This is a genomic window from Gillisia sp. JM1 (assembly GCF_000424645.1).
Classification (GTDB): domain Bacteria; phylum Bacteroidota; class Bacteroidia; order Flavobacteriales; family Flavobacteriaceae; genus Gillisia.
In genome coordinates, this window is the sequence record NZ_KE384218.1 from 378,944 (window position 1) to 403,727 (window position 24,784).

Genomic DNA, 24,784 nt, shown 5'->3' on the forward strand with positions numbered 1-24,784 from the left:
ATCCTATTTCATTGAGATTCTTCAATCCGCTACGCTACTTTCAGAATGACAAGTGAAAGTAATTGTAAGGCTGAGACCCGTGATAAAAAAAATATCTAGCGTAGGATATTGACGTATGAAAGATGCTGAAACGAGTTCAGCATGACGGCAATTAAAATAGTATCGTCACCCTGTCCCGATACTTCGGGAGTTCAGGGTCTCTTATTTTGGGCAACTCAGAAAATACGTCAATGGTAGCTTGTCGAAGTTTGGTATAAACATAGAATGGCAATTGGAACAGAATCACAAAAACCACCTTGTATGAATAAATTGAAAACTACTCACTGGAACAAAAATGAACAACCAGAATTTAAATACTGAAAATTTAGAAAATGCCTTAGATCCAGATAATGACTGTCTAAGCTATTTTAGCTAATTTTGCCAAAATATTTAACAGCACGTGGGCAGTAAGAATAAACTCAAGAGATTTAGGGAAAACGAAAGTTTTGATAATGTAGTTCAGCCTTCCAGAGAGGAAATTGTAGACACTCAATATGCTCTTAAAGGGAACTGGAACGAGCAATTCTTTAAAAACAACAACCCGATCGTTCTAGAGCTAGGATGCGGAAAAGGAGAGTATAGCGTTGCAATGGCTCAAGCAAATCCAGATAAAAATTTTATTGGGATAGATATTAAGGGAGCAAGATTTTGGAGAGGCGCCAAGACAGCCATAGAAGAGGAGATGCTTAATGTTGGCTTCATGAGAACCCAAATCGAATTGATAGATCTTATTTTTGCAGAAAATGAAGTAGATGAGATCTGGATCACCTTTCCAGATCCTCAGATAAAATACAAGCGTACCAAGCATAGATTAACAAATTCAGACTTCCTTAAAAAATACAAGCACATCTTAAAGCCAGCGGGCTTGGTAAACATAAAGACCGATAGCGAATTTATGCATGGATATACATTGGGCTTGCTACATGGCGAGGGTCATGAAATTTTGCATGCCAACCATGATGTCTATAAAAATGTATATTCCCCAAAAGAAGTTGTAGGGATACAAACTTTCTATGAAAAACAGTACCTTGAGCAAGGAAAGCCAATTACCTATATTCAATTTAAGATAAAATAGCAATTTGGAGGAAACAAAAATTTTCCTGATCACATATTTTGCAGCTCTATTAGGAGTAGTGCCCCCGGGATTAGTAAACATGACAGTTGCCAAAACTTGCGTAGAGTATGGTAAGAAAAATGGAATTTATGTTGCAATTGGGGCATCTATAATTGTCTTTTTTCAGGCCTTGGTTGCTATTCTTTTAGCTAAGTATATTTTCGATAATCCTTTTGTTCGCAATATTCTTCTTAGAACTGGGCTTGTTATATTCATATTTTTAATGATTTATTTCTATTTGAAAGCAAGAAGTGATTCACATTTGAAAAAGCATTCTAAAAAGGCGAACTCCAATAGTTTTTTTAAAGGAATGTTGGTGGCGGTTCTAAATGTTTTTCCAATTCCCTTCTTTGTTGCCATTGCCGCCGCTTTAAATGTTAGTGGAGAGGTTAATTATCATTGGTCATATATACTGGTTTTTGTTCTTGCTGCTTCCTTAGGAAGCTTTACTACCTTATATTTCTATGTTTTTTCTTTCTGGAAAATTGAAGATAAGACCGAAGTCTTTGCCAAATATTCAAATTATTTTATGGCAGCTTTAATGCTTGTTCTGATAATTATAACATTAATCAGGATTTTCTGTTATTAACATGGCCGAAGAACCCAACTTTTTTGAGCGAGTTTATGAAGTTGTGAAACTTATCCCTTTAGGTAGAGTTTCATCCTATGGCGCTATAGCCAGATATTTAGGAGCTGCTAGAAGTGCCAGAATGGTAGGTTGGGCAATGAACAAGGCACATGATCTGGAAGAAGTGCCTGCTCAAAGAGTGGTAAATAGATTGGGATTACTCACAGGAAAACATCATTTTGGAGGCACCAATGCGATGCAGCAATTGTTGGAAAGTGAAGGCGTAATTATTAAAGGTAACCAAATTCAAAATTTCGAAAAAGTGTTTTGGGATCCAAATAAGGAATTGGAAAGACCGCTTTAAAACACTTAAAACAGTATCTATAATTTTCGCTTATTCTATAATCAATCAATTATAGCGGAATACTTCGTTTTCTTGGGGAAAGCCTTTATATTTGCATTTTAGAATCAATCTATATAAGAGGTTGAAAATGAAATAAATTCAGATGAAATTAGAAAGAAAAGATATACTAGCAGCTCTTGAAACCATTTCTCTTTCTGGTGAGGGAAGTAATATGGTAGAAAGTGGTGCTATAAAAAACGTAATGACCTTTGGAGATGAGGTAGTGGTAGATTTATTAATGACTACTCCTGCAATGCATATTAAAAAGAGGGCAGAAGCAGATATAATTAAAGTTATTCAAGAAAAGGTCTTCGATAAAGCTATCGTAAAGGTCAATATTAAGGTTGAAGCTCCGGAAAAACCTACCATCAAAGGAAAGGCTATTCCTGGAATTAAAAATATTATTGCTGTTGCCTCTGGAAAAGGTGGAGTTGGGAAATCTACAGTCACTGCTAACTTAGCGGTTTCGTTGGCTAAAATGGGATTTAAAGTAGGGTTATTAGATGCCGATATTTATGGGCCTTCTATGCCTATCATGCTAGATGTAGAAGCTGAAAGACCTTTATCTACAAATGTAGATGGAAAGTCTAAAATGAAACCAGTGGAGAGCTACGGAGTTAAATTATTATCGATAGGTTTCTTTACAAAACCAGATCAGGCGGTAGTTTGGAGAGGCCCTATGGCAGCAAAAGCGTTAAACCAAATGATTTTTGATGCAGCTTGGGGAGAATTGGATTTTATGCTGATAGATCTTCCACCAGGAACTGGTGATATTCACTTATCTATCATGCAATCGCTTCCAATTACAGGAGCAGTTATAGTAAGTACCCCACAAAATGTGGCACTTGCCGATGCTAAAAAAGGAGTGGCAATGTTTCAACAAGAAAGCATCAACGTTCCAGTATTAGGAATTATAGAAAACATGGCTTATTTCACTCCAGATGAGTTGCCAGAGAATAAATATTATATTTTCGGCAAAGAAGGAGCAAGAAATCTTGCAACCGATCTTGGAGTTCCGTTTTTAGGTGAGATTCCATTGGTGCAAAGCATTCGTGAAGCGGGAGATTTAGGTAGACCTGCAGCTTTACAAACCGGAACAGCATTGGAAAATTCTTTTGAAGAATTAACCAGAAATATAGTTCAGGAAACTGTGAATAGAAATACAAGCTTGCCTCCAACCGAAGCTATTAAAATAACTACCATGGCTGGATGTAGTGCTGTTAAAGGAAAATAAATGACGACTGAAGAAATTAGAATTAATGTAGAAAAAGCCTTGCAAGAAATTAGACCTTTTTTGCAAAGCGACGGGGGAGATATTTCTTTAGTATCAATTGAAGATGATCGCCTAGTAAAGGTTCAGTTAGAAGGGGCTTGTGTAGGTTGTCACGTTAACCAGATGACATTGAAATCTGGTGTAGAAATGACCATCAAAAAATATGCACCACAAATAGAGGAAGTGGTAAATATTGAAAGGTAAGCTGGTTTTTAGCTACTTATCTTTTATTGCAAATTGAAAAAGAATGATCAAAACAGATATTATTATAATCGGTGCCGGACCCACAGGTTTGTTTACCGTGTTTGAGGCCGGATTGCTTAAACTTAAATGTCATTTGATAGATGCACTACCAATTCCAGGAGGGCAATGTGCCGAGATCTATCCAAAAAAACCAATTTATGATATTCCTGGATTTCCAGAAGTATTAGCTGGTGATCTGGTAACTAATCTTCTGGAACAAATAAAGCCTTTTAGCCCTGGGTTCACTCTAGGAGATCGGGCAGAAACTTTAAATAAATTAGAAGACGGAACATTTTTGGTTACTACTTCCAGAGGGGTTAAACACAACGCACCTGTTGTTGTAATTGCAGGTGGCTTAGGAAGTTTCGAACCTAGAAAACCGCCTATCCCTTCAATATCTAATTTTGAAGACAAAGGAGTTTCCTATATCATTAGAGATCCTGAAGTTTATAGAGATAAATCTGTAGTAATTGCCGGTGGAGGAGATTCAGCTTTGGACTGGTCCATTTTTCTTTCCAATATTGCAAAGGAAGTTTCATTAGTTCATAGAAGGAAAGATTTTAGAGGAGCTTTGGATTCCGTAGAAAAAGTAGAAGAATTATCTAAGATCGGGAAGATCAACTTGATCACCGATGCTGAAGTTGTAGATCTTAAAGGAGAAAACCACCTAGAGGCTGTAGTGATTAGACACAAGGATAATGTGGAAGAGGAAGAAGTAAAACCTACAGATCATTTCATTCCATTATTCGGTCTTTCTCCAAAATTAGGTCCAATAGGCGATTGGGGATTAGAAATTGAAAAAAATGCTATCAAGGTTGATAATACGTACGATTATCAAACCAATATACCTGGAGTTTACGCCATTGGAGATGTAAATACCTATCCGGGAAAATTAAAACTGATACTTTGTGGCTTTCATGAAGCTGCTATAATGTGTCAAAGTGCGTACCAAAGAATTAACCCAGATAAGAAGTATGTTATGAAATATACTACTGTAAGTGGAGTAAACGGTTTTGATGGTTCAAAAAAAGAAGCTAAACGAGAAGTCGTTAAAAGTATAAATTAAGGATTCCATTTTTTTCTGAGATATGTCTGATATTAAAATTACCATAATAGATAGAGAAGGTGAAGCTCATAATGTTGATGCTCCCACAGATATGAATATGAACCTGATGGAGATAGTGCGGATGCATGAATTGGCTCCAGAAGGTACTATTGGTATATGTGGCGGAATGGCTATGTGTGCTTCTTGTCAATGTTATGTTTTAAGTCATGAACATTTAATGCCAGAAAAAAGTTATGAAGAAGAAGACATGTTAGATCAGGCATTTTTTGTAAAAGACAATAGTAGATTAGGTTGCCAGATACATATAACTCAAGAACTAGAAGGACTAGAAGTTAAACTAGCACCGCAGTCTACGTAAATATCTTAATGTTTTACGCTAAGCACTAATTCTAATTTTATTATATCTTGCAGTTAATGGATATAATAAACGAAATGAGAGTAGTTTTAATTGGCTTGCTTCTAACTGCTTGTTTTACTCTACAGGGGCAAGAAATAGCTCCCTACTTCACCAATTATTTAAAAACCGATTATAAAGGGGAGAATTCTAATTGGGATATTACTCAACACACAGATGGGACAGTATATGTTGCTAATAATAAAAATCTCCTAGCTTTTAACGGAGATTTTTGGGCTAAGTATACTTTGCCTTCCAAAGGAATAATAAGATCTGTAAGCGTTATAAACGATACTTTATATTCGGGTTCTTATCATCAATTTGGCTATTGGATTAAAAATGATAAGAATGAATTAGAATACAATTCCATAAGTGATTCCATCGACCAAAAAAATTTCAATAATGATGAAATCTGGAAAATAATTTCGTTTGGTGAGGAAATTTTGTTTCAGTCCTTCAATAAGGTTTACAGGTTTAGTACAAAAACCAAGAAAATTAAAGTACTTCCTTTTGGAAATATTTCAGCGGTATATACTTACCTAATTCATAATAAATTATATGTAGGCACCAAAAATAATGGGATTTACCAAATAGAAAATGATAGTGTTTCCCAATTAAATTGGAGTAAACCGCTAAATAATTATACCATCCAAAGTATTGTTGATTATAAAGGTGGATTATTGATAGCGACCCAAATTAATGGTCTTTATTATTACAATGATTTTGTATTAAAGAAATGGTCTTTTTCTTCTTTTGATGAAATAAAATATCCTGAAATCAATAATTTAAAAATAGTGAACAACCTTGTATGTGTGGGCACCATTAACAATGGACTCATGGTCTATAACTCTGAAGGTTTGCTTAAATATGTTTATAATAAGAAAAATGGACTAGCCAACAATACCATATTAAGGCAGTTTTTAGATAGACAAAATAATTTATGGCTTGCACTGGATAACGGCTTGTCTAAGATATTCCTTACTAAAAACGTGTATGCTTATAATGATAAATCGGGCTTATTAGGAACTGTATATAGTATAGTTGACCAAGGTGAAGATATTTTAGTTGGCTCTAATCATGGGGTATTCACGTTAAAAGGAACTCAATTGGAGTTTTTAGAAGCATCCAATGGACAGGTATGGAATCTAACTAAAGTAGGTAATGAAGTTATCTGTGGACATAACAATGGCACCTACAGTATTAAAAATAAGGAATTTAAACTTATAAGCACTGCAACCGGTGGTATGGATTTCGTTAATATTTCTGGGACAAAATATTATTTGCAACCCAACTATAATGGTATTACCAGATATCATAAAATAAAAGGAGTCTGGGAATCATTTAGATTTAAAGAATTAGACTTCCCCGTTAGAGGTATATATTTTGATCAAGACCAAAATTTGTGGGTTGATGCTGCACATAAAGGGGTGTTTAAATATAAAATTTCTGATGACTTTAAGGAATTAAAACTTCAAAAAAGTTTTAATGGTTCTAATGTCCCTTACGAAATGTTTGCGCTAGGCTCACAAATATTTCTGACAAGAAAGAATGAAATCTATAGGTATGATCCAATTCATGATATTTTAGTTAGGGATTCCATATTAGAAAAAAGAATATACCCATTTACAAGTATATCAGGTATTAATAAAGAATTACTGGTAATTAAAAACGCAAATTCGCTCAGAATTACTTCCCAAGCAGGTGATAATTTATATAATTTTAATGAGGAACTAATTAATAGTAGGATCGTTAAGAGTGCTCCTAGCGCTAAAAAAATAGATAAGTCGTTGTTTTTATTTTTGGATGATGGTTTTTTAAAAGTTAAGCCTTCTATATCTCAGAATAACATAGACTCAACAAACGTGTCTTTGGAAATGGTTAAAGTAAATGGTAATTCGGTACCACTTAATGCTTCTATAGATATTCCATTCAAGAAGAATACCCTTAGTTTAAAGTTTTCCAGCCATGCTCCAGGAGCTTTGTCTTTACCTCTTTATTCCTACAAGTTGGAGGGTTATGATAAAAAATGGTCTATACCTAATATCACCTCACATGTGGCTTATCAAAATCTACAACCTGGAGATTATGAATTTAAAGTGAGAAAAAGCAATTTAGATACTAATTCAGAAAAGACGCTTTTTTCGTTTAGTGTCCTTCAGCCTTGGTATTTTAATATTTGGGCTTGGTTTGCCTATACCCTCCTATTAATTTTGATTCTTTTTTTAGTCCATTATTACAATAAAAATAAATTTAAAAGAAAGAAAAACTTATTGGAAAGGGAACTCCATTATAAGCAAAAACTCATATTACAAAAGCAAAATTTCGAGACCAATAACAAAATAACCCTATTAGAACAAGAAAAATTAAAAACCCAACTGAAGTCTAAAAGTAAAGAGCTGGCCTCCTATGCGGCCTTAATGGCAAAAAAAGAGGACATGTTGAATGAAATGGAAAAGGAAATAGTAAAATCGAATATAAAAAAGGAGAATAAAGCACTCTATTCAAAACTAATGAATATTAAGGAGCAACAATCAAATTCTCAAAATGATTGGGCGCTTTTCGACAGAAATTTCAATGAAGTACATGATGATTTCTTTAAAAAATTACAGGTAAAATACATTGATCTTACCCCAAAAGATTTAAAAATGTGTGCCTATCTTATAATGAATTTGAGTTCTAAAGAAATAGCACCCCTAGTTGGAATTACCTATAGAAGTGTAGAATTACATCGATATAGATTAAGGAAGAAATTTAATATTCCCAAAAACCAAAACCTTGTTAAGTTTTTGCATAGAGTAGTGTAATTTCTTTCGAAAACGTTATAGTTTTGGCTTAATCACCTCATCTTTTCCACATCAAAATTAATCTTTGAATCTTTAACTACTTTATTTTATATTCCTAATTCCTTGTAAAACAAAGATTTAGGTTTATCTTTAAACTTGATGTGTTTACTTATATTATGTAAACATTAACAGCTCCTTTCCTAGTGTTAGCTTTGAAATAATCTCGGTGCATTTTAATGTGCTATGATATATAAATCTGAAAACATTAATTCTTCCAAAAATAGTTGTGCTTATGAAAACAAAATTCACTTTATTATTTGTGCTGCTCAATATGTTTTATTTTCAATTACAAGCTCAGGACCGAATAATTACTGGTACGGTAACATCGGAGCCAGATGGGATTACTCTCCCTGGTGTAAATGTTGTTGTTAAAGGTACTTCGACCGGAACTATAACCGATTTTGACGGTAAATACTCCATTAGTGCTAACAACGATGACATCTTGGTGTTCAGTTTTTTAGGTTTTGAAACCAACGAAGTTAGTGTTGCTAATCAAAATATTATTAATATACTAATGAAGGAGAGTGCTTCTGCTTTAGGAGAAGTTGTACTTGTGGGGTACGGTAGTTCAAGAAAGCAGGATGTTACAGGGTCCATTACTAGAATAAAAGCAGAAGAATTAGTAAAACAACCAGCCTTAACTCCCACACAATCTATACAAGGTAAGGCCGCCGGAGTTCAAATTATTAGTTCTGGTGCACCAGGTAGTTCGCCTATAGTTCGTATTCGTGGTACAGGTACGGTGCAAGCCGGGAGAGAACCTATTTATGTAGTGGATGGTATTATTACTGATAGGATAGACAATATTAGTAGTGAAGATATTACCACTATAGATATTCTTAAAGATGCTTCTTCGTTGGCAATTTATGGTACTAGAGCTGCTAATGGAGTTATTATTGTAACTACTAAATCTGGGAAGATTGGGAAGATGCAGATTGATGTATCTTCTTATTTTGGAATAAAAGAGGTTCTGAGTAAAGTAGATATGGCAAATGCTCGCGGTTTTGTTAATTATTCTAATCTGGCATTTGGAAATCAGAGATTTGAACTGGATCAACAATACGACACAGATTTTTTTGATGAGATAACCCGAACAGGTACAGTTACCAATCACTATGTATCTATAAGTGGGGGTAGCGAAAAAATGACTTCTTATTTTAGTGCCAACTACTTTGAGGAAGAAGGGATCTTAATTGGTAATGATTATCGTAGGCTTAATTTAAGAGGCAAAGCCAGTTATAATTTAACTTCAAAATTAAAATTCGATCATAATATCTCCTTGTCTCTTAACCGCTCGGTTCCAAAACCATTTTCGGCATTTACAAATGCCTATAAACAAGCTCCAATTGTACCAGCCAGATATATAGGCGGCACTTTTAATGGAAGATTTGGAGTTCCATTTGATAGTTCAGGAGCCCGCTTCAACAATGTAGGTAACCCGGTTGCCGACCTTGCTTTAAATGACGAAAAAAGGAAAAACTTAATTTTGCAAGGAAACGTTTCAGCAACCTATGATATTACAGATTATTTATCGGCCACGACAAGATTCGGGATTGAGAGTGGTTATGGAAAATCTTACGCATTTAATCCAAATTTAGAACAATTCCTTGCAGGTGATCCTACAAGAGAAATTTCAGATTTTGATTCACCCAATAGAAATACCTTAAGAGTTAGAAAGGATGATTTTTATCACTGGGTATTTGATGCTTTTCTAAATTATGATAAAACCTTTGCTGAAAAACACGCTGTCAAGTTAACTTTAGGTACCACTGCAGAAGAGGAACAAAATGAATTTTTAGAGGGTATAAGAAATAACGTACCTGATGATTCAAGCCTTTTCTCATTAAATAACGGGGAAGTAGGATCAGATGTAGTTAGTGGTGGATTTTCAGATAAAAGAAGGTTGCGTTCTTATTTTGCAAGACTTAATTACGATTTTGATAGTAAATACTTATTAACGGCTACTATAAGACGTGATGGATCCAGTGTGTTTGCAAACAATGCAGATCAATGGGGTTATTTCCCCTCTGTTGGTATAGGGTGGTTAATTTCCAACGAAGATTTCCTTAAAGAATCTAATTTTGTAAATACTCTTAAGATAAGAGCAAGTTATGGGGAATTAGGGAATCAAAATATTCCTTTGAATGTACTAACCTTTAACTCAGATTTAGGTTATGTTTTTGGGCCCGATCAGGTATTAGTGCCTGGTTCTACAATTACTGCCATCATAGATGAGAACGTGGGATGGGAAGTTACCGAAGAATATGACATTGGGCTAGAATTTGCCTTTCTTAACAACAGACTTTCAGGAGAATTTGATTACTACAATAGATTGAACAGGAATGCGATCTTGCCAATTAGCTTACCAGATGCATTTGGAGCTTCGGGAATTACTTTAACTCATGCTGGTAAGATTAGAAACAAAGGTTTAGAATTTGCATTGAATTGGAATGATCAAATCAACGACGATTTCAAATATAATATCAGTGGAAACATTACTACAAATGATAATAATTTGGAAGAGATCACCAATCCCTTTGCTTTTGAACAACAGGGAGGAAGCATAGATAATGGACAAGTAACAAAGATTTTAAGAGAAGGTCAGCCTTTGGGAAGTTTCTTTTTACAGGAAGTAGAAGGATTTGATGAAAGAGGAGATTTTGTTTATAGAGATTTGAACAATGATGGGGAAATTGATAATGATGACCGTCAGTTCTTCGGTTCAATTCAGCCGGATTTCTATTTTGGTATAAATGGAGGCTTTGAATATAAAAGCTGGGATTTTAACATCCAAGGTTATGGAAGTGCGGGAAGCATGGTATACAATGGTAAAAAGGCCCAACGTTTTGGTGGGGAGAATGTAGAGGCAAGCGTTGCTAATAATATCTTCAATTTTGATAATGCGTCTAACATGAACCCTGCACCCTCCAACGAAGTTCTATTATCATCTACTTACTTTTTAGAAAGTGGAGATTACTTCAGAATAAATAACGTCACGGTAGGATATACGCTGCCAGATGTAATTGTGGGCGTTAAAAAGATACGGATCTATGCCTTGGCACAAAACCCTTTTATCTTCAAGAAATTCACTGGCTTTACACCAGAATTACCTGGAAATGGAGACCCACTTAGTAACTCCTCGGGGATAGAATTGAATGCATACCCATCTGTGAAGTCCTATATTGTAGGGGTGAATTTAAATTTTTAAAAAGATCTAGTTATGAAAAATACTTTTAACATAATTATTACAGGTTTAATGTTCCTAACATTTACAGGCTGTGATGATAACGAATTTCTGGATGTACAACCATCTAAAGAAACTACGGAACAAGCTCTTTCCAGCCCAACAGCTGCTACGGAACTGGTAAATGCCATCTACAATAAATTTTTGGAATTTAATCAAAGTTCTTTTTCATGGATTGGAGTAAGTAGTATTACATCTGATGATGCCAATAAAGGAAGTGACCCGGGTGATACAGGAACGGATAAAAATCTTTTGGATGAACTCACATTTACTTCTACTTCTATTTCTTTTAATGAAGTTTGGGAATCCAACTATCAGGGTATTGCAAGAGCAAATCAGGCATTAAACTATCTTCCAAATCTAGATATTGAAGAAGGTCTTAGAACAAGATTAATTGGGGAGAGCAAGTTTTTGAGAGCTGAATTTTATTTTAGATTGGTTAGAATGTTTGGAGGTGTTCCATTAATAGAAGGGGTGCCTAATATTCAAAATCAAGATGATATCAATGCAGCAAATACAAGGGTTTCAAAAGAAGGTATCTACGCATTCATAACTTCAGATTTAAATGATGCTATAGCGGGTCTACCCGTTTCTTATACCGGTATTGATCTAGGAAGAGCAACCAAAGGGGCCGCCTTAACATTATTGGCAAAAGTAAATATGTATCAGGGCAACTGGCAAGAAGTTTTAAGCCTTACTAATGAGGTGATGGGTCTGGGTTACAGTTTAACTCCAGAATATGAAGATATTTGGAGAGAAATTGGAGAAAATAATTCTGAATCTATCTTTGAAATCCAAGCCAGAGGAGAAACTCCAAATAAAGGTGTACAAGGGTATTTCGTTGTCCAAGGTGCCAGAGGTGCCGGAGGTTGGGGTTGGGGTTTTAATACCCCAACAGAAGATCTTACTAATTTTTATGAAGAAGGGGATGAAAGAAGAGATGCTACCATCATATTTAGGGGAGAAACTCTTTTCGATGGGTTTTTAGTCGCAGAAACGGTCTTTAATCCTAGGTATAATCAAAAGGCTTATGTAAGTAGGACTACTGAAACCTTCAACGGTGGGGATTGGGAAACTAATAAGAATGTTAGAATTTTAAGATATGCAGAGGTGCTTTTAATGAATGCAGAAGCAGCTATAAATGTAGGAGGCGATGCAAAAACGCCATTGAACTTGGTGAGAAATAGAGCAGGACTTGAAAGTTTGGAAACTGTAACGCTCATGGATGTTTGGAGAGAACGTAGAGCGGAACTGGCCTTTGAGCATGACAGATATTTCGATCTAGTTCGTCAAGGGAGAGCAGGAGTAGTATTACGCGCTCATGGTAAGAATTTTGTAGATGGTAAGCATGAGCTATTCCCAATTCCACAAGCTCAAATTGACCTTAGTAAAGGTCAATTAATGCAAAATCCTGGTTACTAAAAATTATAAATCTGAGGCATCTCAATATTCAAAATTATTTTTTCATGAAACAATCACGATTTATCTACATACTCTTAATTATAGGAATTATAAGTTCTGGATTTTTATCGTGTTCCAGCAATGAAGATAGTAAAGTAGATAAACCAATTCCAACAGAGCCAGATTCAGGATTGCCTCCGCAACTCTCAGATAATGAGCTAATGGATAAGGTGCAGGAACAAACCTTTAAATATTTTTGGGATTTTGGACACCCCGATAGTGGAATGGCCCGTGAAAGATCTGATGCAAACGCCTATGGTGGACAAAGTCCAAATATTGTTACTTCAGGAGGGAGTGGATTTGGCGTCATGGCGATTATTGTGGGGGTAGAAAGAAACTATATTTCCAGAGAAGAAGCTATAAAGAGGTTAAACACCATTACCAACTTTATTTTAAACGGAGACAGGTTTCATGGAGCCTTACCACATTGGTATAATGGGAATACTGGGAAAGTAATACCTTTTTCTACTCAAGATAATGGTGGAGATCTTGTGGAGACTTCCTTTATGATACAAGGATTACTTACTGCCAGACAATATTTTGATAAGGACAATTCAGAAGAAAAAGGATTGAGGGATAAAATTAATCTAATTTGGGATCAGGTAGAATGGGATTGGTATACCAATAATAGAAAATCGCTAACCTGGCACTGGTCTCCAGAAAATGGTTTCATTATCAATCTTCAAATTAAGGGACAAAATGAGGCGCTTATTACCTATGTGTTAGCGGCATCTTCCAGAACTCACGCTATAGAGCCTGATGTCTATCATGATGGATGGGCCTCTGGCAACGGCTTTATAAATGGAAAATTGTATTACCAGAAATGGCAACTTCCATTAGGACCAGATTTTGGCGGTCCACTGTTTTTTGCTCACTATTCTTTTTTAGGATTAAATCCTGAAGGATTGGCAGATAGATATGCTAATTACTGGGATCAAAATGTGAATCATACCCTTATTAATAGAGAGTATTGTACAAGAAACCCTAAAGGATTTTTAGGTTATGGAGCAACTTCTTGGGGATTGACTGCCAGTGACGATCATGAGGGGTATTCGGCACATAGCCCTACCAACGATAATGGTACTATAACTCCAACAGCAGCTTTGTCATCCATGCCCTTTACCCCAGATGAATCTTTGAAAGCCCTTAGAAATTTCTATTATAATTTTGATGGAAAATTATGGGGTCAATATGGATTTTATGATGCCTTTAATAAGTCTACTAGTTGGTATTCAGATCAATATCTGGCGATAGATCAAGGTCCAATAATAGTAATGATAGAAAATTATAGAACCGGATTGTTATGGGATCTTTTTATGTCTTGTCCTGAGGTAAAACAAGGCTTAACAAAACTAGGTTTCACAAGTCCAAATATTTAAGTCTGCTATGGCTAAGTAAAAGTAGCCTTGAAGTCAAATAAAATATAAAGAATTATAAAATATAACTAACTTAAATCGTGTTGAATAATGAAAACAATTAAACTATTCCTAAGTTATATATCTATAGGGTTATTGACGATTTTTTCCTCTTGTACTGAAGAAGAGCAATTTTTTCCTTCGTTAACATCTATTCCTTGCGAGCAATCTAATGTGGTACCAGACCCAAATATAATATCAGATTTTCAATGTCAGGCGAATGTTACTCTTGATGGGGTAGAAACTGTATTGAACCCAGATGAATCTGGAGCAAATACGAGCCGGTTTGTAGGAAAATACATTGATCCAACAGGTCCGTTTGATGCTTTAATTATAGATTATGGTTCTTCCATAGATCTTTCAACATTCAATACATTTAAAATAAAAGTTAAAACAAATGTTGCCGGAACTTTAAAGGCAAAGCTTGAGGGCGGTTCTTCTTCAGGAAAAGAGGTAGATGCCAATATTACCAACACTTCTAGTTGGGTAGAATATACTTTTGATTTCAGCGATCAATTCAATCAGGATCACACCAAATTAGTATTATTCTTTAATGCTGGAGTGGAAACTGATGGTTCAGATGTTTATTTTATAGATGATCTTAAATGGGTAACTACCCCAGATCCTTGCGCCGGAGTTGCAGCAAACCTTAATGTGGTAAATGATTTCGATTGTCAGAAAAATCAAGATGTTCCGGAAGTTGAACTTATTGCAAACCCTCTAAAATCTGATATTAACAACAGTAAATTTGTTGGGAAGTATATAGATGAAATGGGATCATTCGATGCTGTAATAATTGATTACGGGGAGCCTATTAATCTTTCAACAAATAATGTTTTTAAAATAAAAGTGTTGGCTCCTGTAGAAGGGATTTTAAAAGTAAAATTAGAAGGAGGAACTTCTGCACCTATAGAAAAAGATGCATCTATAACCAAAACAGGAGAATGGGTAGAGTATTCTTATGATTTCAGCGATCAGGCCATGGAGAATCATAACAAGATAGTTTTATTTTTCAATGCGGGAGTAGAAACCGATGGGACTCAGGTATACTTTATAGATGATATTAAGTTTGAAGAACTTTCTGATACTTGTAACGGTGTAACTCCAGATCTAAGTGTTATAAACGATTTTAACTGTCAGCAAAACACTACTATTCCAGGATTCATTCCTAATTCTATAGTTGAAAATCCTATGACAGGAGATGCAAACCCAAGCGATATGGTTCTTGAGGTAATAGATGATGGAACTCAAGCATTTGATGCATTAATCTTTGAATCTTCTCGATCTTTTGATCTTTCAACTAAAAATTTCTTTAAGATCAAGATACTTGCTGAAAGAGCGGTGCCTTTATTAGTGAAACTTGAAGGTGGTACTTCTCCAGCAAAAGAAGTATTTATAGATTTAGATGTAGTAGGGGAATGGGCAGAATACACTGTCGACTTTACAGATCAGGCTGGTGCAGATCATAAAAAACTGGTAGTGTTCTTTAACGGAGCTCAAAGTGATGGAACTCCCACCGATAAATATTATATAGACGATCTAAGATTCGCAGCTTTTGATCCTTGTGATGGTGTTGCTGCAAATATGGATATAGTGAATGATTTTGAATGTCAACAGAATTATGAGATAACTTGTTGCGTGACAACAGAAATAGTAGATAATCCTGATGCCAGTGGAATAAACACTAGCAGTAAGGTGTTAAAAGTAACAGACAACGGATTAGAAGCTTTTGATGCCTTAGTTTTTGACAGAGGTGGAGTTATTGGTCTTTCAACTAAAAATCAATTGAAGATCAAGATTCTTTCAAGTAGAGCAGTGCCTTTATTGGTAAAACTTGAAGGGGGTACTTCTCCTGTAAAAGAGATTTTCATTAGTATAGATGTAGTGGGCGAATGGACAGAATATACGGTCGATTTTAGTGATCAGGCTGATGCCAACCATCAAAAACTGGTGTTATTCTTCAATGCTGGGGAAAATGATGGTACCGCTGCAGATATTTATTTCATAGATGATATAAAATGGGAATAAACAGATTCTTCTGGAAATACCAATTTCTTACATCACTAGATTAATAACACTTTTTTGAATTAGTTAAATATGTTGCACTTCCAAATTGGAAGGGCAACATATTTTAAACTAATTGAAATAAACCAGATCCATGAAAATTTACAAACTCTTTTTAACGGCAACAATAATCCTTAGCATCTCTTGTAAAAACAATGAGAAAGATAATGTTGATTTGGCCGTAAATGATGAAAATGAGAAAATTGAAAGATTAGAAGGCGAAGCATTATTGGATACTGTTCAAAGTCAAACTTTAAAATATTTCTGGGATTATGCCGAACCGAATTCGGGAATGGCCAGAGAACGTTATCATCCAGATGGGGAATATCCTCAAAATGACAAACATATTGTCACTACAGGTGGATCTGGATTTGGATTGATGGCTTTAATTGCGGGAATCGACAGAAACTTTATTCCTAGAGAGGAAGGGGTTAAACGATTAGAAAAAATTGCAGATTTTCTCGCTAAGGCCGATAGATATCACGGAGTTTGGTCGCATTGGATAAATGGTGAAACCGGCAAAACTCAGCCTTTTGGAAAAAAGGACAATGGAGGCGATCTTGTGGAGACATCTTTTTTAGCTCAAGGTTTTATTGTGGTAAGAGAATATCTCAAAAATGGGAACGAAGAAGAAAAAGCTCTGGCAGCAAAGTACGATGAACTTTGGAAAGGTATAGATTGGAAATGGTATACCAACAATAAAGAGGTGTTGTATTGGCATTGGTCTCCAGATTATAATTGGGAAATAAATTTCCCATTGGAAGGTTACAACGAAACCTTGATCACTTACATAATGGCTGCTGCATCTCCTACACACAGCATATCTGCGGAGGCATATCATAAAGGTTGGGCCCGTAATGGAAATATTAAAAGCTCTAATACAAAATATGATCTGCCACTTATTCTAAAGCACAATGGCGCAGAAGAATTTGGAGGTCCCTTATTTTGGGCCCATTATTCTTATTTAGGATTAAATCCCAAAGGCCTCTCCGATCAATATGCAAATTATTGGGATTTAAATGTGAATCATTCGAAAATAGACTATTTGTACTGCGTAAAAAATCCTAAAGATTTTGAAGGTTATGGTAAAAATGTATGGGGCTTAACTGCCAGTTATACTAAGAACAATGATGGTAGTATTGGTTACACCGCTCATTCCCCTACGAATGATACCGGTGTAATCTCTCCTACTGCTGCAATAAGTTCTATTCCATATACTCCTGAAGAATCTCTAAGGGCGATGTCTTATTTCTATAATGATCTTCATGACCTAACCTGGGGACCTGCTGGTTTTTATGATGCTTTTAGTTTAGAAGATGAAGATTGGGTAGCAGCAAAATATTTAGCTATAGATCAAGGACCTATGGTTGTTATGATAGAAAATTATAGATCTGGATTGATTTGGGATCTTTTTATGGGAGCAGAAGAAGTGAAACAAGGATTGGATAAATTAGGATTCAGTATTCAGTAATAACTTAAGGTTTATAGTTTTTGATTATTGAATTATGAAATGCGCGTAAAGCGAATACGATACTAACACAGATGAAGATAAGCGAATTACTCCCGATAGCTCGGGAAACCAAATCGAGAACCTCGGGGTTCGTTCAGGCCCATGAGGTATGACCCAATTGGTATCGGGGCGGGGAATTAATCCCTCAATGAGGGATTAAAAAACAATAACTATCTACTTATGAAAAACAGCGTTTTATATATAGGAATTTTGATTGTATCTTTTCTAATAGCACCTTTTAGCTCAGCAGATGCACAATCTAAAATGGACTTTAGAAAAGAACATTTTATAAAAAATGGTGATACACTGAATTATAGAATCCTTTTTCCAGAAGATTTTTCAGAAGACAAAAAATATCCGGTAGTCCTGTTCCTACATGGAGCCGGGGAGAGAGGAAATGATAATGAATCTCAACTAAACCACGGCAGCTCTCTTTTTCTTGAGAACAGAGAAAATTTTCCTGCTATTGTTATCTTTCCGCAGGCACCAGAAGATGACTATTGGGCAAAAGTGGAGGTTAATCGGGACACTATTCCTTTTCAGTTCGATTTTAAAAATGAGCAGCCCGCCACTACTTCATTGGAGTTGGTGATGGATTTGATGGATGAAATGGCTGCGAAAAACTTTGTAAATAAAGAACGAATTTACGTGGGCGGACTATCGATGGGAGGAATGGGAACTTTCGACCTCATTTACAAAAAACCCGAAATGTTTGCCGCAGCTTTCGCTATTTGCGGTGGGGCAAATCCAGAAATTGCTAAGGAATATCCGCAAGGCTTCAATATTTGGCTTTTCCACGGAAAAAAAGATGATGTAGTACTTCCAAAATATTCTGAAGCGATGGCCAGGGCCATTAACCATTATGGCGGAAACGCTAAACTTTCATTATATCCGGAAGATAATCACAACAGCTGGGATTCGGCTTTTGCTGAGCCTAATTTATTACCCTGGTTGTTTTCACGAAAACGAACTGAATAGGGACGAGAAAAGAATTTGACAATTATTAAACTGTTTAAGACGGAAAGAAATGAAAAGTTATAATAACATACTTACAGCAACGGCCTTATTATTTGGTGTTATTATATATGCACAGGAAGTAGTTCCGGAAACTTATATAAACCCTCTGGATATTGATTATACCTATATGGTTTATAATTCAAATAAGAATATTTCCTACCGTTCCGGAGCAGATCCTGCGGTTATTGAATTTCGTGGCGAATACTACATGTTTGTCACACGTTCTTTTGGTTATTGGCATTCCACCAATTTAATCAATTGGGAATTTATTAGACCAGAACAATGGTTTTTCGAGGGTTCCAATGCACCAACGGCATTCAATTATAAAGATTCGCTGGTATATTTTGCAGGCGATCCCGCAGGTTACGGGAGTATTCTTTACACCGATGACCCAAAAAGTGGTAAGTGGACACCAACCGCATCAATTACCAAAAATATTCAGGATTCGGAATTATTTATTGACGATGACGGGAAAACCTATTTGTATTGGGGCTCGTCAAATGTACATCCGCTTCGGGTGAAAATGCTGAACAAAGACGATCGTTTTCTGGAAACCGGGGTTGAAAAAGAACTTTTCAACCTGGTGGAAGAAGAACACGGTTGGGAACGTTTTGGCGAAAATAATTACCATCCAACCTTAAAAGAAGGATATATGGAAGGTGCCTCGATGACCAAACACGATGGAAAATACTATTTACAGTATGCTGCACCGGGCACACAATTTAATGTGTATGCAGATGCTGCTTATATAGGTGAAACCCCGCTTGGTCCTTTTACTTACATGAAAAATAATCCCATGAGTTTCAAGCCAGGCGGTTTTGCCAACGGTGCCGGCCACGGTATTACGGTAAAACAAACCAACGGACAATACTGGCATTTTGCCACTGTGGCCCTGGCCTCAAATTCTCATTGGGAACGCAGGCTATCCATGTTCCCCACCTATTTTGATGATGAAGGATTAATGTATTCCAACACCAGCTATGGGGATTATCCCTTATTCGGGCCTAATCATCCAACAAAGGCGGGACAGCATAGCGACTGGATGTTGCTTTCTTTCAAAGGAAAGGCAACAGTTTCATCTTCTCAAATGCAGGTGAGGAAAAGTACTTCTACTGACGGGGATTTCGATATCACTGAGATGCCTGTGGAAAAAAACAACGAGGGTGAAATTATTTCGAAGTTGTTGACCGATGAAAGCCCGAAATCCTTTTGGGTTGCTGAAGCCAATGATGATAAGCAATGGGTTAAGATCGAAATGCTTTCCCCCGGAAATATTTATGCTTTTCAGTTAAATTTTCACGATGAGGAGTCGGGCATTTATACCCGTACCGAAGGCTTGCGCCACAGATTCACCGTGGAAGTGTCAGAAGATGGTGAACATTGGGAAACGGTTGTAGACAGAAGTAAAAGTTATAAAGATGCGCCAAATGCCTACATCACCCTTAATCAACCTGTACAAGGAAAATACGTACGCTATAATAATATCGAGGTGCCGGGGAATAACCTGGCATTATCCGAAATAAGGGTATTTGGTAAAGGTTTAGGTAAGAAGCCTGCAAAGGTTAAGGGATTCGAAGTTTCCCGCGAGGAAGATCGAAGAGATGCCTCCTTTACTTGGAATCCGGTGAAAGGAGCTCAGGGATACAATATCCGCTGGGGCATTGCTTCAGATAAATTATATCAATCCTGGTTGATTTACGATGAAAATGAACATTTTATGCGCAACCTGGACCGTGATACAGAATATTACTTCAGTGTTGAGTCATTCAATGAGAATGGAATTTCTGAAAGGTCTGAGATTATCAGGGTGAAATAATTGAAACAAAAGCCTAATTTAATAAATAAAGATTTTACAATGAGAAAAATTTATCTGTCAATTAGTATGTTGCTTCTTGCGGGCAGCTTTGCGCTTCAGGCACAAACTCAAATTCCTGAAGTAGAGGAACTCCTCTCAAAGATGACCCTGGAAGAAAAGATCGGTCAGCTAAACTTACTAACTCCTGGCGGTGGTGTTGCTACAGGATCTGTGGTGAGTGAAGATGTAGAGGCCAAGATCAAAGCGGGAAATGTAGGAGGAGTGTTTGGTGTTTCCAGCCCAGAGCGGGTTAGGCAGGCACAGGACCTTGCAGTAAAAAATTCACGACTTAAAATTCCGCTGCTTATAGGTAGTGATGTGATCCATGGGTATAAAACCACGTTTCCTATTCCGCTGGGACTTTCGGCCAGCTGGGATATGAAACTTATAAAGGAAACCGCCCAAATAGCAGCCAAAGAAGCCACAGCCGATGGGATTAACTGGAATTTCTCTCCAATGGTGGATATTTCGCGCGACCCTCGTTGGGGCCGGGTAGCTGAAGGTGCAGGAGAAGACCCATACCTGGGCTCGCAGGTTGCTAAAGCAATGGTTGAGGGTTACCAGGGAGATGATCTTTCAAAGCCAGAAACAATGATCTCTACTGTAAAGCATATGGCGCTCTACGGAGCTGCTGAAGGTGGTCGCGATTATAATCGTGTAGATATGAGTCGTGCAAAGATGTTTAATGAATACCTGCCACCTTATAAAGCCGCAGTAGATGCCGGAGTATGGAGTGTAATGACCTCCTTTAATGACATAGACGGGGTTCCCGCTTCAGGAAATAAATGGCTGCTTACCGATGTTTTACGTGAGCGCTGGGGATTTGACGGGTTTGTGGTATCAGATTATACTTCAGTAAACGAAATGATCGCTCACGGCATGGGAGACCTGCAGGCCGTTTCGGCACTGGCGATCAATGCCGGGCTGGATATGGATATGGTTGGAGAAGGTTTTCTTACCACCCTAAAAAAATCTGTTGAAGAAGGAAAAGTTACTGAAGAAACTATTACCACTGCCGCCAGAAGGATCCTTGAAGCTAAACACAAACTTGGATTATTTGATGATCCTTACAGGTACTCTGATGAAAGCAGGCCGGAAACCGATATACTTACAGCAGCTAATCGGGCGAAAGCCAGGGAAGCAGCCACCAAATCTTTCGTGCTTCTTAAAAAACATAACAACACCCTGCCAATTTCAAAAAATGCAAAGATTGCACTTATTGGACCGCTGGCAAATAACAAGAACAATATGTTGGGAACCTGGGCACCTACAGGCGATCAACAGCTTTCAATCCCAATACTGGAAGGTTTTAAAAATGTGGCGCCCAATGCAAGTATTACCTATGCAAAAGGAGCCAACATAAGCGATGACACCACCTTTGCAAAAAAGGTGAATGTCTTTGGGCCCCGTATTGAAATCTCAGAAGAATCTCCGGAACAATTGCTGAAGGAAGCTATGGCTGTGGTTGCCAATGCCGATGTGGTTGTTGCAGTGGTTGGGGAAGCATCAGAAATGAGTGGGGAAGCCGCCAGCCGAACTGACATTTCTATTCCTGAAAGTCAGAAGAAACTGATAAGGGAACTTGCCGCAAGCGGAAAGCCCGTGGTTCTGGTCTTAATGAGTGGTCGCCCGCTTACCATTCCGGAAGAAATGGAATTACCGGTGAGTATATTACAGGTATGGCATCCCGGGGTGGAAGCAGGAAATGCTGTAGCCGATGTAGTTTTTGGAGATTATAATCCTTCGGGAAAACTTACATCTACCTGGCCTGTGAATGTGGGGCAGATCCCTGTCTACTATGGAATGAGGACCACAGGGAGACCTGCAACTTCAGAGGAGTTCGAGAAATTTAAGTCCAATTATCTTGACGCTCCAAACGCCCCTCTATTTCCCTTTGGATATGGGTTGAGCTATACAGAATTTGATTATTCCAATGGAAAAGTGAGTAATCCTACACTTTCTGAAAATGGAAGTATTACCATCTCAGCAACTGTAACCAATTCCGGAGATTATAACGGCGAAGAAGTCGTGCAACTTTACCTGCATGACAAAGTGAGGTCTATTACTCCACCAATGAAAGAATTAAAAGGTTTTAAAAAGATCTTTCTTGAAAAAGGGGCTTCTCAAAGCGTGACATTTGAGATCACTACAGAAGACCTTAAATTCTATAACAATGAGGAGGAATTCATCTTTGAACCCGGAGAGTTTAAATTTTTTGTAGGTGGCAGCTCAGACAATAAATTTATCGGAAGTTTTACCGTAGAGTAGATAGTAAAATTCATTAGTATGCTCCTCTCACAAAACCCATTTTTTTTTGAAGGAGCATTTATACTTTTGGAAAATGAATAAAACCTGGATTTTTTTCTTGTTGTTCCTTTCCTCGTCCTTAGTTGTAAAGAAAATAAGGCGCAGGAAGAATTTTTGGCTGATGAAAAACATGAAGCACAGAGACCATTGCGATTTCGCATTATTGTAAATTTGAAAGACGTTTAGTTGTGTACCCAGCAAGTTTTGAAGATATTGGGCAAATGTATGTGAATACTGCGGCCTATGGGGATTATCCACAATATTTGCCAGATACTGAATTTTAAAATCAGAAAGAACGCTTTACAGGCTGGATGTCTTTAACTTATAAAAAGCCCGTAATTATAAAATTCAGGTTTGGTGGAAAAAGACATTAATTTGGTCGACGAAAGTGAAGGTGGCTATATACAGGAATAAATTAAGGACTTTAATCCCTCATTGAGGGTTTAATTCCCCGAGGCCTGCCTGATACGTTCAGGCGGGCTTGCCTCGAATTTTTAAAAGTATTTTCCAATTCATACCTCGTGGGCTTGCCCCGAGGTTCTTGATTATTAACAAAACAAATGATGAAGAAATTTGTTCCTATTGAGTTTCAGAAGCAAATAAAGATTCTATTTATGTACAAATTTAAATGAATTTCCAAGATTTTAATGCATGCATTTTTGGAAGACCAGATGGCATCAAAAAAAAGTTTGTTCTCAATGGTTCTTTAGATGGGAAAAATTGGGAAATCATAGCTGATTATTCTAAAAATGAAAAGGACATGCCACATGCGTAATCTAGAATTAGAAAACCGAGTATATGCGCGATTTATAAGATATGATCATGTGTATTGCTATAATGAATATTTAGCTATTTCTGAGTTGAGAGTTTTGGTAAGGGGGAAGAAGCAAAACCTGCTACGCCAACACATTTTAAAGCAGAACGTCAAAAAGACAGAAGAAATACAGAGCTTTCCTGGGATAAAGTTGAAGGAGCTACCGGATATGATATTTACTGGGGAATTTCAGAAGAGCACCTCAATTTATCAGTATTAATGTACGATCACCCAAATTATGAATTAAGAGCTTTGAATACAGACCAAAATTATTTCTACCAAGTAGAAGCTCTCAATGAGAATGGAATTTCTGCTAAGGGTGCCATTGTAAATACAAAGTAATTATTAAACTAAATCTGTCATGAAAAAAATTGTTTCAACATTCATTCTTCTATTTACTCTCATAATAAGTGCACAGGAAATTTCGGTTATGACATATAATATTAAGTATGACGAACCTACAGACACTATTAATAGTTGGAATGTCAGAAAGGATTTTCTGATTTCACAAATCAATTATAATCAACCGGATATTATTGGAACTCAAGAAGGAATGTACAATCAGCTTACCGATATAAAAAAAGGCCTGGATGAATATGAATTTTTTGGGTTAGGAAGAGACTTTGGAGACAAAAGAGGAGAATATACGGCCATATTCTATAACACTAAGAGAGTAAGACTGTTAGAAGAAAGTGCTTTTTGGCTTTCAGAAACCCCTGACAAACCTTCTAAAGGATGGGATGCCGCGTTAAACAGAATTTGCACCTACGGAATTTTTGAAATTCAAAACTCTAAAAAACGACTGTTAGTCTTCAATACCCATTTTGACCATATAGGTGAACAGGCAAGGGCTGAGAGCGCACTTCTTATTCTTAAAAAAGCGGCAGAAATAAACAGGGATAATCTCCCAGTTATTATTATGGGTGATTTTAACTTAGAACAAGATAGCCAAGGCGTTCAGAATATATTGAAGCAATTTGATGACTCCCATCTAACGGCAAAAACTTCCTTTGGACCAACAGGAACTTTTAATGGATTTCATTTCGATAAACCAGTAACAAGAAGGATTGATTTTGTATTCACTTCAAAAAACTGGAAGCATTGAAAAGTGGTATTTTGAGTGATTCAAAAGATTGTCGCTACCCTTCAGACCA

General features: G+C 36.7%; 19 protein-coding genes and 1 pseudogene. All 20 read left to right on the plus strand.

Annotated features, from left to right (window positions below; translation table 11 throughout):
• Positions 1–439: 439 nt before the first annotated feature.
• Complete coding sequence (gene trmB, locus H033_RS0104980) at positions 440–1,114, plus strand: tRNA (guanosine(46)-N7)-methyltransferase TrmB (protein ID WP_026837305.1); 675 nt, start codon at positions 440–442, stop codon at positions 1,112–1,114.
• 4 nt (positions 1,115–1,118) lie between these two features.
• Positions 1,119–1,742, plus strand: a complete 624-nt coding sequence (locus tag H033_RS0104985; protein WP_026837306.1) for a LysE family translocator — start codon at positions 1,119–1,121, stop codon at positions 1,740–1,742.
• A 1-nt stretch (position 1,743) separates the two neighbouring features.
• Positions 1,744–2,085, plus strand: a complete 342-nt coding sequence (locus tag H033_RS0104990) for an MGMT family protein (protein WP_026837307.1) — start codon at positions 1,744–1,746, stop codon at positions 2,083–2,085.
• Positions 2,086–2,227: 142 nt separating this feature from the next.
• Positions 2,228–3,358 carry an Mrp/NBP35 family ATP-binding protein gene (locus tag H033_RS0104995; protein WP_026837308.1) on the plus strand — a complete coding sequence of 377 codons (1,131 nt, stop codon included), beginning with the start codon at positions 2,228–2,230 and terminating at the stop codon, positions 3,356–3,358.
• Entirely contained in the window at positions 3,359–3,601 is a 243-nt protein-coding gene (locus H033_RS0105000; protein ID WP_026837309.1) for a NifU family protein, read from the plus strand.
• A gap of 43 nt (positions 3,602–3,644) precedes the next feature.
• A complete protein-coding gene (locus tag H033_RS0105005) occupies positions 3,645–4,706 on the plus strand; it encodes an NAD(P)/FAD-dependent oxidoreductase (RefSeq protein ID WP_026837310.1) in 1,062 nt (353 codons plus the stop codon).
• A 22-nt stretch (positions 4,707–4,728) separates the two neighbouring features.
• Positions 4,729–5,064, plus strand: coding sequence for a 2Fe-2S iron-sulfur cluster-binding protein (locus tag H033_RS0105010; RefSeq protein WP_026837311.1), 336 nt, complete (start codon positions 4,729–4,731; stop codon positions 5,062–5,064).
• Positions 5,065–5,138: 74 nt separating this feature from the next.
• Entirely contained in the window at positions 5,139–7,904 is a 2,766-nt protein-coding gene (locus H033_RS0105015; RefSeq protein WP_231367551.1) for a triple tyrosine motif-containing protein, read from the plus strand.
• A 271-nt stretch (positions 7,905–8,175) separates the two neighbouring features.
• On the plus strand, positions 8,176–11,151 hold the full coding sequence (locus tag H033_RS0105020) for a SusC/RagA family TonB-linked outer membrane protein (RefSeq protein ID WP_026837313.1): 2,976 nt from the start codon (positions 8,176–8,178) through the stop codon (positions 11,149–11,151).
• A gap of 12 nt (positions 11,152–11,163) precedes the next feature.
• On the plus strand, positions 11,164–12,609 hold the full coding sequence (locus tag H033_RS0105025; protein ID WP_026837314.1) for a RagB/SusD family nutrient uptake outer membrane protein: 1,446 nt from the start codon (positions 11,164–11,166) through the stop codon (positions 12,607–12,609).
• Between the two features lie 44 nt (positions 12,610–12,653).
• Positions 12,654–14,027 carry a glucoamylase family protein gene (locus H033_RS0105030; protein ID WP_051227795.1) on the plus strand — a complete coding sequence of 458 codons (1,374 nt, stop codon included), beginning with the start codon at positions 12,654–12,656 and terminating at the stop codon, positions 14,025–14,027.
• 87 nt (positions 14,028–14,114) lie between these two features.
• A complete protein-coding gene (locus tag H033_RS0105035; protein ID WP_026837316.1) occupies positions 14,115–16,091 on the plus strand; it encodes a hypothetical protein in 1,977 nt (658 codons plus the stop codon).
• Between the two features lie 130 nt (positions 16,092–16,221).
• Positions 16,222–17,598, plus strand: a complete 1,377-nt coding sequence (locus H033_RS0105040; protein ID WP_026837317.1) for a glucoamylase family protein — start codon at positions 16,222–16,224, stop codon at positions 17,596–17,598.
• Between the two features lie 219 nt (positions 17,599–17,817).
• Entirely contained in the window at positions 17,818–18,615 is a 798-nt protein-coding gene (locus H033_RS0105045; RefSeq protein WP_026837318.1) for a prolyl oligopeptidase family serine peptidase, read from the plus strand.
• 49 nt (positions 18,616–18,664) lie between these two features.
• A complete protein-coding gene (locus H033_RS0105050) occupies positions 18,665–20,470 on the plus strand; it encodes a family 43 glycosylhydrolase (protein ID WP_026837319.1) in 1,806 nt (601 codons plus the stop codon).
• Positions 20,471–20,509: 39 nt separating this feature from the next.
• Positions 20,510–22,777 carry a beta-glucosidase BglX gene (bglX, locus tag H033_RS0105055; RefSeq protein ID WP_026837320.1) on the plus strand — a complete coding sequence of 756 codons (2,268 nt, stop codon included), beginning with the start codon at positions 20,510–20,512 and terminating at the stop codon, positions 22,775–22,777.
• Positions 22,778–23,444: 667 nt separating this feature from the next.
• Positions 23,445–23,591, plus strand: a complete 147-nt coding sequence (locus H033_RS21555) for a hypothetical protein (RefSeq protein WP_155827725.1) — start codon at positions 23,445–23,447, stop codon at positions 23,589–23,591.
• A complete protein-coding gene (locus H033_RS20860; RefSeq protein ID WP_026837321.1) occupies positions 23,584–23,850 on the plus strand; it encodes a hypothetical protein in 267 nt (88 codons plus the stop codon). The genes H033_RS21555 and H033_RS20860 overlap by 8 nt, the downstream gene beginning before the upstream one ends.
• Positions 23,775–23,972 (plus strand): annotated as a pseudogene (locus H033_RS22450) (fibronectin type III domain-containing protein); the annotation flags it as partial. The gene H033_RS20860 and the pseudogene H033_RS22450, both read left to right, overlap by 76 nt.
• Before the next feature lie 19 nt (positions 23,973–23,991).
• Positions 23,992–24,735 carry an endonuclease/exonuclease/phosphatase family protein gene (locus H033_RS19600; protein WP_231367552.1) on the plus strand — a complete coding sequence of 248 codons (744 nt, stop codon included), beginning with the start codon at positions 23,992–23,994 and terminating at the stop codon, positions 24,733–24,735.
• Positions 24,736–24,784: the final 49 nt, after the last annotated feature.